The organism is Micromonospora phaseoli, from assembly GCF_900109115.1.
Taxonomy (GTDB): Bacteria; Actinomycetota; Actinomycetes; order Mycobacteriales; family Micromonosporaceae; genus Micromonospora; species Micromonospora phaseoli.
Genome location: NZ_FNYV01000004.1, coordinates 480,345 through 493,243 on the forward strand (window position 1 = coordinate 480,345; position 12,899 = coordinate 493,243).

Below are 12,899 nucleotides of genomic sequence, written 5' to 3' on the forward strand. Positions count from 1 at the left end.
CCCAGGTCCCCGGCCGGGGCAGCAGATCCGGCCGAGGACCGGGCCGGCACACCCGCCGCCACGTCCTTTGCGCTGCTTCAACCGACGCAACACCCGCTGTCCGGACACCGGATGCCGGGCGACACGTGGAGTGAAGCAGCGCAACGGGATGGCGCGGGAGTACCTCGGCCCGGATCGGGGACGGCCGGCGCTGCCATGCCGGAACAGACCTCCCACCGGCCGACCCGGCTGGGCGGTCGGCCCCCGCAGTTGGCGACGCGAGGTCCGGCGGGTGAGGCCGAAACAGCTGATGCCGGTGACCGGTTGCCCCCGACCGGTTTCGGGACGGTCGCGCCGGTCGATGCCCGGTCCGGGCCGACGAACACGTCGGCGAGGTCGGCTCGGTCCCCGGCGCGAGCCCACCTGAGCCTGGCACCGCAGCCGCGCCCGGCGGATCCGGACACCACGAAACCACGCTCAGGCGCGGCCGGGCCGGGCCTGCCCGCCACCGGCGCGAGCCCGCACCCCGGCGCAGGCCCACACTCTGCGGCGGGCCCGCGCCCGGACGGATCGGCTCGGCTCGACGCCGGACAGCTGCGGCCCGCGAGGGAATCGGCGCACCGGCCGGCGACGACCGGGTCGCCGCAGGGCAACCCCGTTGCTCGGCACGTCGGCGACCATCACCTGAGGGCTGGGGACGCTGCCCCGGGCCGGGGCGGCGGGAGCGGAAGCCCCTTCCCGGCCCGCGGTCAACTACCGCCCGGCGACGGGCTCTGGCCAGGTAGCGGACCCACGGCCGGCGACGGGCGGTGGACGCGCAGCGGACCACCCGCCAGGCTCCCCGCCCGTGACGGGCGCCGGCCCGACGACAGCCCCCCGACCGACGACAGTCGCCGCGCCGGGACGGGGCGACCGTCCTGGCCGGAACTGGAGACGCAAACCTCGCACGGTGGACGGGGTCACCCCGATCCGTGGCCGCCCCTTCCCGACGACCGGGCACTGTGGTCGCCACCCGACCCGGGTCGGCCGGACGCCGAACGTCTGCGCCGGCTCGACAGCGAGCAGGCGGGTGGCTGATGGAACGCGTCGCCTTCCTCATCGACACCACCGGCGAGCGGATCGACTGCCTGCTCAACCCCGAGACCGTCCAGGTGACCCGGCTCGCCGGGATCCGGCCCCGAGGCAGCGCCGGCAGCCAGCTCACCGGCGCCGGGCTGGCCGACGACCCGCTGGTCTTCACCGGCGGTGGCCGCACCGAACTCATCCTCGACCTGCTCTTCGACACCGACTTCGCCGAGGGCCAGGTCCGCCCCGCCGACGTGCGGGCCCTGACCCGCCCACTGTGGATGCTGGCGGAGAACTCGGCGGTCGAGCACGGGTGGCTGCGGCCGCCACTGGTCCGGCTGGTCTGGGGCAAGACATGGAACGTACCCGGCGTGATCGTCGCCGTCGCGGAGCGCTTCGACGCCTTCACCGCCACCGGATCGCCGCGCCGCTCCTGGCTGCGGCTCAAGCTGGTCCGGGTGGCGGAGGACGTCAATCGGGCCCAGGAGGGCTTCGCCGAGGAGTTGTCCGCCGCACAGACCCCGGCCGTCGCGCCCGGCACGGCCGTGGTGGCCGCCGGCGACGGCACCGCCGCAGCCGACTCCTCGGGCGTACGCTTCGACCTGCTCGCCCACGACGCGTTGGGCTCCCCGCTGCGCTGGCGGCTGCTGGCCGAGCACAACCGGATCACCGACCCGCTCGCCGTGCCCGCCGGCACCGCCCTGGCCGTACCACCGCTTCCCGGCACCGCGCCGGCCATGCCCGCGCTCGCCGTGCCACCGCTCTCCGGCATCGTCGGCGGGAGCGGGTCGTGACCGCCGCCGCGCCCCGGGCGCTGACCGTGCTGCTCGACGCAGCGCCGCTACCCGACACGTTGCGCGGCCGGGTCAGCTCGCTGCGGGTGGCCGCCCGGCTGAACCGGCCCACCCAGTGCGAGGTGGCGCTGAGCGCCGACCCGGGCACCGCCGCGCTGACCGGGCCGGTCCGGGTCGGCGCGAGCCTCGACGTGCACCTCGACGGGCACCCGGAGGCGTTGTTCACCGGCGAGGTCACCGCCGTCGAGGTCGAGTACGCCGCCGACGGCGCCGCCACCGTACGGGTGCGCGGGTACGACGCGCTGCACCGACTGCGCAAGCGGCAGCGGCTGCGGGTCTTCGAGTCGGTCACCGCCGCCGATCTGGCCCGGGAACTCTGCGCCGACCTCGGGCTGCACGTCGACGCGCAGGTCGACGGGCCGCAACTGGACCGGCTGCCGCACCACCGACCCAGCGACCTGGACCTGCTGCTGGAGGTGACCGGCCGGGCCGGGCTGTACCTGAGCGTCGACGGTGCGGTACTGCGCCTGGTCACCCTGGACGGTCACGGCGAACCGATCCCGCTCGAACTGGGCCGCGACGTGCACGGCCTGCGGCTGTCGGTCAACGCCGACACCGCCGTCGAGGAGAGCGCGGCGCTGGGCTGGCACCCGCAGCGGGCCGAACCGATCGCCCAGAGCGCCGACACCCCCCGATGCGGGCGGGACACGGCGGTCCAGCCGAGCCCGGCCGACGTCGGCGCGGATGGCCCCCGTACCGCATTGGACCAACCGGGACGCAGCGACGACGAGATCGCCGCGCTGGCCCAGGCCCGGCTCGACGCCCGGGCCGCCGCGCTGGTCACCGCCGAGGGAACGGCCGAGGGGGATCCCGCGCTGCGGCCCGGCCGCCGGATCCGGCTGACCGGCGTCGCCGAGGCGGTGGCCGGCACGTACGTGTTGACCGAGGTGGTGCACACCGTCGACGCCAACGGCCACCTGAGCCGCTTCTCCACCGTGCCGCCACCGGTACCGCCCGCCGGGCTACCCACCCCGGCGGTGGTCACCCTCGGCACCGTCACCGACGTCACCGACCCCGACGGGTTGGGTCGGGTACGGGTGCACCTGCCGGCGTACGGCGGGGCGGACGCCGGTTGGCTGGCGGTGCTGTGCCCGGGAGCGGGCCGGGGCAAGGGACTGGTGGCGCTGCCCGATCCGCAGGACAGCGTGCTGGTGGCGCTGCCCGGTGGCGAACCCGCCTCCGGTGTGGTGCTCGGCTCGCTGTTCGGCACCGTCGAGCCGTACGACACCGGGGTGGACGACGGGCGGGCCCGACGCTGGTCACTCCGGACCGCGGGGGGCCAGCAGGTGGTGGTCGACGACGTGGCGCGCAGCCTGCGGTTGAGCACCGACGCCGGCAGTTGGCTGGAGCTGACTCCGCAACTGGCCACCCTGCACGCCGCCACCGACATGGTGCTCTCTGCCCCGGGCCGGGCGATGGTCATCCGGGCCCGCAGCGTCGACTTCCTGCACGCCGAGACGGTCGAGGATCCGGAGACCGCCGCAGAGCGGGCCCGCGTCCTGGCCCGCGCCCATCACGAAGGAGGCGGTTGATGCGCTGGATCCATCGCGACTCGGTGATCAGGTGCAGCCACGACGGCCGGGTCCGCAACCAGGCGTCCCAGCGGTGGGTCAGCGTGGCCGGCGTACCGGTGCTGGTGGCCGACGACCCGAAGGGTCGGGAGATCGTCGCCTGCCCGAACTACGGCACCACGGTCAAGCCGTGCACCGGGACCGAGCCGGTGCGCGCCGGCTACAGCGACTGGGTACGCGTCGGTGGTCAACGGGTGGTGCTGTCCCACCTGTCGGGGTTCACCAACGGCAGCCCACCCGGCCAGTTCACCTACCGGGTGCGCGATCCCCGGCAGCGCTTCGTGGGGGCCGACCGGTGAGGGCGATCCGGTTCCTCGGTGCCGGCTTCGACCCGGGCCAGGGCGGCGGGTTGGGGTTGACCGCGGCCGGCGGGCTGGCCATGACCGACGGCGACGAGACGGTACGCCAGGCGCTGTTCCTGCTGCTGTCCACCACCCCGGGTGAACGACTGATGCGGCCCGGGTACGGCTCACGCCTGCACCGGCTCGTCTTCGCACCGAACGACGACACCACCGCCGGGCTGGCCATCCACTACGTACGCGCGGCCATCGCCCGCTGGGAGCCGCGCATCGACGTGCTCGATGTCGACGCCGGTCCCGACCCGGACGACCCGTGGCGTCTGGTGATCCGGCTGGACTACCGGATCCGGGCCAGCCTCACCCCCGGTCAACTGGTCTTCTCCGTCGACCTGCTGCCCGCAGACGACGAGCCGCCCGCCGGGCCGACACCCGATCCCGACGCCGAGGAGGCGCGATGACGCTGCCCGTGCCGCACCTGGACGACCGGACGTTCCTCGACCTGGTGACCGAGGCCCGGGACCGGATCCGGCAGTCCTGCCCCGGCTGGACCGACCTGTCCGCGCACGATCCCGGTGTCGCGCTGCTGGAGGCGTTCGCCCACCTCACCGAGGTGATGATCTATCGGTTGAACCAGCTGCCGGAGAAGGCGTACGTCTCCTTCCTCAACCTGCTCGGGGTGACCCGGCACCCGCCGGCGGCGGCCTGGGCGGACGTCCGGTTCACCCGCACCAGCGCCGACGACACCCCGCTGCGGATCCCGGCCGGCACCCGGGTGGCCGCGGCCCGGGGTGCCGACCCACGGCCGGTCGTCTTCGTCACCTGCGAGCCGGCGCTGCTGGCCGCCGGGCAACGTGAGGTGACCGTCCGGATGCACCACTGCGAGCCGGTCGAGGCGGAGCTGCTGGGCGTGGGCACCGGGCAGCCGGGGCAGGTGCTGCGCGCCGAACGGGCGCCGCTGGCGCGTACCGCCGAAGCGCTGGACCTGCTGCTCGGCGTCGAGGTGCCGGCCGGGTCGGTGGAGCTGGGGGCGGCGGCCCGGGAACACGACGGGCGCACCTTCGAGATCTGGCGCGCGGTGGACAGCTTCGCCGGTCTCGGCCCGCAGGACAAGGCGTACCTGGTGGACCGGTGCTCGGGCACGGTGACCTTCGCCCCGGCGCTGGACCTGCGGGCGCCGTCCGACGGTACGCCCGACGGGTCGCCGGCCGTCGCGGACGGACCGGTCGCGGCGGTGCCGCCCGCCGGGCGGCAGGTGCGGCTGTGGTACCGCGCCGGCGGCGGCCCCACCGGCAACGTGGCGGCGGGCACCTTGACCAGCCTGCGTGACGCGCTGCCCGGGGTGAAGGTGGTCAACCCGCGGCCCGCGGCCGGCGGCCGGGAGCTGGAGGCCATGGAGTCGGTGCTGCTGCGGGGGCCGTACGCGTTCTTCGCCCAGCAGCGCGCGGTGACCGCCCGGGACTTCGAGGTGCTGGCCACCGCCTCCGGCGGGGTGAGCCGGGCCCGTGCCTTCACCCGGGCCGCCGTCTACAGCTTCGCCCGGCCCGGCGAGGTGGAGGTGGTGCTGGTGCCGTACGTGCCGGCCGACGCCCGGCCCGGCGGCCAACTGCCGGTGGCGGTGCTGCGCGAACACGAGGTGCAGGAGGCTCGGCTGCGGGTCGAGGCGGACCTGGAGCGCCGCCGCTCGCTGGGCACCACCTGCCGGGCCTCGTGGGCACGGTACAAGGCGGTGTCGATCCGGGCCCGGGTGGTGGTCCGCCGGGAGGAGGACGTCGAGGCGGTACGCCGGCGCATCCACGACCGGCTGCACCAGACACTCAGCCCACTGCCGACCGCGCTCAACCCGGCCGGCTGGGCGTTCGGCGAGCCCCTGCGGGCGTCCAACGTGTACCGGCTGCTGGAGCATGCCGAACCGGGGGTGCGCTACGTCGAGTCCGTGCGGTTCGTGGTGGACGAGGCGCCGGACAACCAGGTGCGTACGCTCGCCGCCGACGAGTACCAGCCCCGGACCTGGTACGCCGGCAGCGGTGCGGTGCTGTTCCGGTCGACCAACGCGGGGGCCGGTTGGGAGCCGGCGGGACGCTTCGATGGGGAGACCGTGCAGCGGGTCGCGCCCGCACCCGCTCCGGTCCGGCCGGGCATCGTGCCCCGCCCCGGCTCGGTGGCGGTGGCCACCGTACGCGCCGGTGGCGGTTCCCGGGTACATCTGAGCACCGATCTGGGTGAGTCCTGGTCGTTGCTGACGGACCTGGACTCGCGGATCAGCGACCTGGCGTGGATCGACCGGGACGGCGCGGGTGCGCTGCTGGTCGCCACCGACACCGGCCTGTACGAGGTCTCCCTGCTGCCCGGCGCGGTGCCGTTGCAGATCCTGGTCGACCCGGCCGACGCCGACCGGGGCTTCTACGCGGTACGGGCGTTCGTCTCCGAGCGCGGCGCCCCCGGCGTGGCGGTGGCGGCCCAGGCCGGTTTCGGGGTGTACCTGTCCGGCAACGCCGGCCGCCCCGGCAGCTTCAGCCACGTCGGCCTGGCCAACGTCGACAACCGGGTCCTCACCGTGCAGTACGACGGCCCGGCCACCCTGCTGTGGAGCGGCGCCGGTGAGCCCGATCCGAAGAAGCCCGGACAGGGCTGCTTCCGGGCCCGGCTCTTCGAATCCGATGTGAAGTGGCAGGCGGTGCAGGCGGGCTGGGTCGGCGGCACCTGCCGCAACCTCGCCTTCAGCGGCACCCTCGCGTTGGCCGCCACGCAGAGCGGCGGAGTGCTGCGGCTGGACACCCTGGCGGCGCAGCCGCAGTGGGCGTCGGTGTCGGTCAACTGCGGGCTGCCGCTGCGCGACCGCACCCGGTTCGTGCCGGTGGACGCGGTCGCCGCCACCGCCGGGGCGGAGCGGCTGGTGCTGGCCAGCGGCGAGCGCGGCGTGTACCGCAGCGCCGACGCGGTGGACTGGTCGGCCAGCGCCAACCAGGCCACCGCCGATGTGGTGACCGTTCCCGACACCTGGCTGCTCTGCTCCGGCGAGCACGACATCGAGGTGGTGCGGCAGGATGCGTCGACCGGGCATTGAGCGGCTGCTGCCGGCGGCCTACCAGCGGGCCTGCGTGCCGGGCAGCGTGCTGTGGGCGCTGCTGGACGTGATGGAGGCGCTGCACGCCCCGGACGAGGCGGTGCTGGCCGAGGTCGACGCGCTGTTCGCGCCCTACCAGGCGCCCGGCCCGATGGTGGCCTACCTGGCCCGGTGGGTGGCGATGGACCACGTGGTCGCCGTACCCCGGCGGGACGCGCCACTGCCGCTGCCGCTGAGCCGGCTACGCGATCTGGTGGCGCACGGCGCGCTGCTGGCGTCCTGGCGGGGCACCCCGTACGGGCTGCGCACCGCCCTGGAGTTGGCGACCGGGGTCACCGGTTTCGTCCTCGACGAGCCGGCCGAGCAGCCGTTCCACGTGGTGGTCCGGGTACCCGCGACCGCCGCCGACCAGTTGGCCCTGGTCAGCCGCATCGTCGAGGCGGAGAAGCCGGTCGCCGTCACCGCCGAGATCACCATCGAGGATTCCCCAGCGGAGCGCGCGGTCGGCCGGGCCAGCGTCCCGTCCCCGCCCGTCGGCCCCACCCCCGTCGTCCCCACCTCCGCCGATCCCGCTCCCGAGGAGCCGTCATGACCACCGAATGGACCGTCGTCGCCGCCGCCGAACAGTTCACCCTGGACGCCCGCAACACCGGTGAGCTGACCTTCACCGTCTCCAACCCGGGTGTCGCGCCGGACACGGTGGTGTTCGACGTGGCACCCGGCGAGGGCACCCAACGGTCGTGGTTCACCGTCACCGAGCCACAGCGGGTGGTGCCCGGGCAGGGCTCCGTGTCGTTCCTGGTCCGGCTGGGCGTACCGCCGGGCACACCGTCGCGACGCTACGACATGACCGGGTTCGCGTACTCGGCGAACACCGCCCCCGAGGAGAGCTCCCGCTCCAGCGGCCGGGTCACCTACGAGGTGCGGGCGGTGGCGCCGCCGAAGCGGACGCCCTGGCCGTGGATTGCCGCGGCGGCAGCGCTGGTGCTGGTGGTCTCGGCGGTGGTGGTGTTCCTGGTCGCCCGCGACGACGAGCCGCCGCCGCAGTTGCGGGTGGTGACCTTCGAGGCGGAGAGCCTGGTGCCCGGGGCGCGGGTCGAGTCGCCGGCCGGCTCCGCGGCGACCGTGGTGGCTCAGCCGAACTGCTGTGGGGTGACCTGGTCGCAGGACACCCAGCTGTTCTTCCAGGGCCGCGCGGTCAACGACCGGGTGACCGTGACGGTGGAGCTGCCCGCCGAGGCGACCTGGCAGTTCTCCGCCGTGCTGACCACTTCCTTCGACTACGCCAACACGGTGTTCCTGATCGACGGCCGGCAGGTCGGTGACCCGTTCATCGGCTTCACCCCGAAGGTGCAGATCACCGACTGGGTCGACGTGGGTCGGGTGCGGCTCGGCCCCGGAGCCCACCAGATCACCCTGGTCGCGATCGGCAAGACGCAGAGCACGGACCGCTACTTCGCCGGCATCGACATGATCCGGTTCAGCGAGGTCCCCCCGGAGGACAAGCGGTGAGCGGTCAACAGAAGGCCCTGCTCGCCGCCCTCGGCGTACTGCTGGCGGTGCTGTTCGCGGTGGCCCTCGGCGCGGGATCCGGTGACCGGGGTGACCCGTCGGCCCGCAACCCGCTGGTCGAACTGCTCGGCCGGGTCGGTGGTGGCCGCGACACGGTCGACCCGGCGACCGTGGACGCGGACTGCGCGCAGGCGCCCGGCCGGCTGGTCGTCACCGGCCGTTGTGCGCTGCGGGTGGCCGATCCGGGTGGACTGCGCACGCTGGTCCTGCGCAGCCCGGACGCGTTCACCGTGCAGGCCGGCGCCCCCGGTGACGCCGACTTCACCGTCACCGATGAGGTCACGCCGGCCGACGACGGCAGCGGAGCGGAGGCCCGCATCGCCGTCGACCGGGCCAGCACGGTGCTGGTGAGCTGCCCCGGCGACTGCCTCATCACCGTCGCGCGGGACTGAGGGGGCCGGGATGGGTGCGTTGCGCAAACCGTTCCTGGTGCTGGCGATGCTCGCGCTGGTGCTGGCGGTCGGCGTCGAGGTCGGTGCCGGGCTGCTGCTGGGCGGCGGCGACGCCGGCGCGGCGCTGGTCGGCGGCGCCGGTGACCTCGGCGTCGAGGTCGACGACGTGAGCGGGGCACGCGAACCGTCCGGCCGCGGCACCGGCTACCTGGCGCTGATCGACGTGGTGGCGCTCTGGACGACCGGACTGTTCTGCCTGGGCCTGGTGCTGCCCGAACGGCTCCACGGCCGGATCCAGGGCGTCGCCACCCTGGTCTTCTCCATCATCCTGATCATCGTGGCCCTCGTGGCGCTGGTCATCGCCTTCGTCGAACTGATGATCATGGTCTCGCTGTTCCTGGCGCCGCCGTTCGGCACGCTGGCGTACCTGGCGCTGTGGGGCTTCTTCCCGGTCGGCGACGCCGCCGTGCTGCTCGGCCTGGTGCTGCTGCTCAAGCTGGCCTGGGCCGGGCTGCTGATCCTGGCCCAGCCGAAGTTCCTGCAGAACAAGGGTCTGGTCCTGCTGATCCTGACCAGCCTGCTCTGCACGGTGGTGCTGGAGTTCCTGCACAACCTGGCACCGGTGATCGTGACGAGCATCCTCGACGAGGTAGGCGCGATCGTCTTCGCGGTCGTCGCCATCGTCTGGGCACTGGTGCTGCTGATCGGCTCCATCCCGGCGATCGTCAAGGCGATCCGGGCCACCGCCGCCCTCCGCGCCGAGCCCGACCCCCACCACTAGGCCGGCCACCGCGTCGATCTAGGGGTTTTTGTCGTCAGTCGATCTCCAGCGACGACGAGAACCCCTAGATCGACGCGAAGTGGCGTCAGCTGATCTCGGACGTGGTCCAACGGGGGGAGGCGGTGGTGACCGCAGCGGTGGCACCGACCAGGGTGGTCAGCGCCTGGGTGTCCCGGCGCGCGCTGGTGCCGACCCAGATCTCGACGTCACCGGGCTCCACCACCCGGGTGAGCGTGCGATCGGAGAACGCCAGCCGGGTGGTGGGCACCGTCAGCGTGACGGTGACCGACTGCCCCGGCTCCAGGTGCAGCCTCCGGTAGCCGAGCAGCTGCGCGACCGGTCGGGTCACCGACGCCACCAGGTCGCGGCCATAGAGCTGGACCACGTCCTCGCCGGCGACCGCGCCGGTGTTCGTGACACGCACCGTCACCGGCAGCGCCCCGTCGGTCGGCACCGTCGCGGGTACCGCAAGATCGGCGTACTCGAACGTGGTGAAGGACAGGCCGTGGCCGAACGGGGCCGCGGGCGTCGCCGACAGGTTCGTCACCTCGCTCCCCTCGCCCAGCGTGGGATGCAGGTAGGAGTACGGCTGCGCCCCCGCCGAAGAAGGCAGGCTGACCGGCAGCCGGCCGGACGGGTTGACGCGCCCGGAGAGCACGCCCGCGATGGCGCCGGCACCCTCCTCACCGGGGAAGAACGACTGGAGGACCGCCGCGCACCGCACCAGCGCCCAGTCGACCGCGTACGGTCGGCCGGTCAGCAGCACCAGGACGACGGGACGTCCGGTCGCGAGTACCGCCTCGACGAGTTCGCGCTGGACGCCGGGCAGTTCCAGGTCGTCCCGATCGCAGCCCTCGCCGACCGTGCCGCGGCCGAAGAGGCCGGCGTGGTCGCCGACGACCAGCACCGCGAGGTCCGCCGCGGACGCCGTGGCGACCGCCTCGTCGAAGCCGGACCGGTCGTCGTCGTCCACCTCGCAGCCCCGAGCCCAGGTGACCAGGTCGGTGCCGAAGTCGGCCCGGATCGCGTCGAGGACCGTCGGGACCTCGATGCCGGTCTCCACGCCCGGGTGCTGCACCAGCACGTGGTTGAGGAAGGAGTAGCACCCGAACAGCGCACTCTGCCGATCGGCGTTCGGGCCGATCACCGCCACCCGACGGCCCGCCGGCAGCGGCAGCGTGTCCTGGTTGGCGACCAGAACGATCGACTTCTCCGCGAGGCGGCGGGCGATCGCCCGGTGCTCGGGCGAGTCCAGGTCGACCGCCTCGGTCGGTTCGTCGGAGTAGGTGGCGTCGAGCAGCCCCAACTCCAGCTTCTGGCGCAGCACCCGCAGCACCGCCTGGTCGATCACCGCCTCGTCGAGCTTTCCGGCCCGCACCGACTCCGGCAGGGTCAGATAGGCGTCGCCCGTCGGAAGCTCGATGTCGACGCCGGCGGTGAGCGCCTGTACGGCCGCCTCCGCGTGGTCGCCCGCGACGTGGTGCAACAGGTTCAGGAAGGCCACCCCGAAGTAGTCGGCCACCACCGTCCCGTCAAAGCCCCACCGGTCGCGCAGCACGCCGGTCAGCATCGTCGGGTCGGCGGCGACGGGCACGCCGTCGATCTCGGCATAGGAGTGCATGACGGAACGCGCGGCACCGTCGAGGAGGGCCATCTCGAACGGCGGGAGCAGCACGTCGGCGAGTTCCCGGGGGCCGGCGTGCACCGGGGCGAAGTTGCGCCCGGCACGCGAGGCGGAGTAGCCGGCGAAGTGCTTGAGCGTGGCGTGTACCCCCTGCGACTGCAGGCCGCGAACGTAGGAGGTGCCGATCGTCCCGACCAGGTAGGGGTCCTCGGAGATGCACTCGTCGACCCGCCCCCAGCGCGGGTCACGAATGACGTCGAGCACGGGGGCGAGTCCCTGGTGGATGCCCAGGGCCCGCATCGACGCGCCGATCGACGCGGCCATCTCGGTGACGAGGTCGGGATCGAACGCGGCGCCCCACGCCAGCGGGGTGGGGAAGGTGGCCGCCTTCCACGCCGAGAGTCCGGTGAGGCACTCCTCGTGGACGATCGCCGGAATGCCGAGCCGGGTGCCCGTCACCAGGTCCGACTGGAACTTCCACAGCCATGCGGCGCGGGCGGCGGTGTCGACGGGGCGGGTGCCGTACGCCCGGGTCAGATGGCCGAGCCCGTGCCGGGAGAAGTCCTCGAGCCTGCCGATGTCGCTGAACTCGCCCTGCAGCGGTGCGACGGCCTCACCGTCCGCCTTCTCCCAGAACCCGACGAGCTGCGCGATCTTCTCGTCGATCGTCATCCGGCCGAGCAGCTCACGTACCCGCGCCTCGCCGTCCGGCCCGTGGCGCCCGTCCGGACGGTCGTGATCTGGATCTGTCTGGGCCGGCGCTGGCGCCGGCCCGCTCACGACCTCGCGGACCTCAGTCATGCTGAACTACCCCTCTGTTGCTCATGCCGCTACCGCTCAGCCCTTGACCGCACCTTGCAGGCCACCGACGATCTGCTTCTCGGCGAACGTGAAGAAAATTAGTGCCGGCAACATTGCCAGCGAGGTGAAGGCGAGGATGCCCGCCGTGTCGGAGGTGTACTGGCTGGAGAAGTTCTGCACGCCGAGCGGCAGGGTGTGCAGGCTGGCGTCGCCGAGCACGAGCAGCGGCAGGAGGAAAGCGTTCCAGCTGGTGACGAACGCCAGGATGCCGACGGTGACGAGCGCGGGCCGGGACAGCGGCAGCATGATGCGCCACAGGAAGCCCAGGCGGCCGGTGCCGTCGATCGCGGCGGCGTCCTCCAACTCGCGGGGGATGGCGGTGAGGAACGGTCGCAGGATCACGATCGTGAGCGGTAACGCGAAGGCGACCTGCGGGAGAATCACCGCGTAGTAGGAGTTGATCAGATTGAGGTCGCGCAGCATCAGGTAGAGCGGCAGGATCGCCGCCCCGGCCGGGAAGAGCAGACCGAGCGTGAAGAAGGTGTAGAGCACCTCACGACCGCGGAAGGTGTAGCGGGCGAGCACGAACGCGGCGCTGACCCCGAGCGCCACGACGCCGAGCGTCGTACCCAACGACACCACCGCACTGTTGAACACCTGCCGCCAGAAGTCGCTCTGCGTCAGCACCCGGGCGTAGTTGTCCCAGACCCACGGGTCGGGCAACCCGGCCGGGTTCGCGACGATCTGCGGCGTGGTGCGGAAACCACCGATGATCACATAGACCACCGGGGTGATCGACACGGCCGCGACCGCGAGCGCCAGCGCGTAGGTGAGCGGGTTGCCCCACGACACCGGGCGACGCTTGGCAGGTCGGGACTGGACTGCGTTCGCGGTCAC

11 protein-coding genes are annotated in these 12,899 nt (G+C 73.4%); 9 read left to right on the plus strand and 2 right to left on the minus strand.

The window, feature by feature from the left end; translation table 11 throughout:
* Window positions 1-1,055: 1,055 nt before the first annotated feature.
* From BMY89_RS13795 to BMY89_RS13835, 9 genes are read left to right on the plus strand one after another with little or no spacing between them, the layout of a single operon-like run.
* The gene (locus tag BMY89_RS13795; protein WP_092380170.1) at window positions 1,056-1,838 is read left to right on the plus strand and encodes a CIS tube protein; all 783 of its coding nucleotides are present in this window, start codon (window positions 1,056-1,058) and stop codon (window positions 1,836-1,838) included.
* Entirely contained in the window at window positions 1,835-3,430 is a 1,596-nt protein-coding gene (locus BMY89_RS13800) for a contractile injection system protein, VgrG/Pvc8 family (RefSeq protein WP_092380172.1), read from the plus strand. The genes BMY89_RS13795 and BMY89_RS13800 overlap by 4 nt, the downstream gene beginning before the upstream one ends.
* Window positions 3,430-3,768: a hypothetical protein gene (locus tag BMY89_RS13805; protein WP_092380174.1), complete on the plus strand. Its 339-nt coding sequence runs from the start codon at window positions 3,430-3,432 to the stop codon at window positions 3,766-3,768. The genes BMY89_RS13800 and BMY89_RS13805 overlap by 1 nt, the downstream gene beginning before the upstream one ends.
* Window positions 3,765-4,226, plus strand: a complete 462-nt coding sequence (locus tag BMY89_RS13810; RefSeq protein WP_092380176.1) for a GPW/gp25 family protein — start codon at window positions 3,765-3,767, stop codon at window positions 4,224-4,226. Before BMY89_RS13805 ends, BMY89_RS13810 begins: the two co-directional genes overlap by 4 nt.
* Complete coding sequence (locus BMY89_RS13815; protein ID WP_092380178.1) at window positions 4,223-6,832, plus strand: putative baseplate assembly protein; 2,610 nt, start codon at window positions 4,223-4,225, stop codon at window positions 6,830-6,832. The genes BMY89_RS13810 and BMY89_RS13815 overlap by 4 nt, the downstream gene beginning before the upstream one ends.
* Window positions 6,813-7,424, plus strand: a complete 612-nt coding sequence (locus BMY89_RS31335) for a phage tail protein (protein WP_092380180.1) — start codon at window positions 6,813-6,815, stop codon at window positions 7,422-7,424. The genes BMY89_RS13815 and BMY89_RS31335 overlap by 20 nt, the downstream gene beginning before the upstream one ends.
* Window positions 7,421-8,344, plus strand: coding sequence for a hypothetical protein (locus BMY89_RS13825; protein WP_092380182.1), 924 nt, complete (start codon window positions 7,421-7,423; stop codon window positions 8,342-8,344). The genes BMY89_RS31335 and BMY89_RS13825 overlap by 4 nt, the downstream gene beginning before the upstream one ends.
* On the plus strand, window positions 8,341-8,796 hold the full coding sequence (locus BMY89_RS13830; protein ID WP_092380184.1) for a hypothetical protein: 456 nt from the start codon (window positions 8,341-8,343) through the stop codon (window positions 8,794-8,796). Before BMY89_RS13825 ends, BMY89_RS13830 begins: the two co-directional genes overlap by 4 nt.
* Window positions 8,797-8,806: 10 nt before the next feature.
* A complete protein-coding gene (locus tag BMY89_RS13835; RefSeq protein WP_092380186.1) occupies window positions 8,807-9,577 on the plus strand; it encodes a hypothetical protein in 771 nt (256 codons plus the stop codon).
* 85 nt (window positions 9,578-9,662) lie between these two features.
* Here the strand turns inward: BMY89_RS13835 and BMY89_RS13840 are convergent, their stop codons facing one another.
* Both BMY89_RS13840 and BMY89_RS13845 read right to left on the minus strand, forming a co-directional pair.
* Entirely contained in the window at window positions 9,663-12,002 is a 2,340-nt protein-coding gene (locus BMY89_RS13840; RefSeq protein ID WP_092380188.1) for a beta-xylosidase/alpha-l-arabinosidase, read from the minus strand.
* Between the two features lie 36 nt (window positions 12,003-12,038).
* Window positions 12,039-12,899: a carbohydrate ABC transporter permease gene (locus tag BMY89_RS13845; protein WP_372433274.1), complete on the minus strand. Its 861-nt coding sequence runs from the start codon at window positions 12,897-12,899 to the stop codon at window positions 12,039-12,041.